This window comes from Bradyrhizobium sp. Ken51, from assembly GCF_055807435.1.
In genome coordinates this window covers 1-270 of record NZ_JBVVPB010000172.1, presented here as the reverse complement: position 1 = coordinate 270, position 270 = coordinate 1, and the positions used below count along the sequence as shown (strand labels likewise).

The 270-nt window shown below is 56.7% G+C and carries 1 protein-coding gene; it reads left to right on the top strand.

Annotated elements, in window-relative coordinates; all coding sequences use genetic code 11:
- Window positions 1-62: 62 nt before the first annotated feature.
- Window positions 63-270: hypothetical protein (locus AC0L27_RS41350; protein ID WP_473323892.1), on the top strand; the 208-nt coding region annotated here is incomplete at its 3' end.

The following is a 270-nucleotide window of genomic DNA, read 5'->3' as shown; positions in this document are numbered from 1 at the left end:
CGAACCGCAGTGCGACTGGCGCTTCCGTATGGGTGCTCTCTAACCGTCGCGCCAACAGTGAAATGGCCAGCTGGCTGGAGCAGCACGAGAAACAGTCGGAGCTGCTGGGTGGGGCGGGTGATGTGCTGGCGAACAGTCAGTCTGACCCCTATTTAAGCCAGGCGGTGCTGGATTTACAGTTCGGTCATTCCCAGCGGGTAGGGTATGATGTAGCGACCAGTATGATCAGTCAGTTGCAACGCATTGGCGAAATACATAAACGTCGACCAG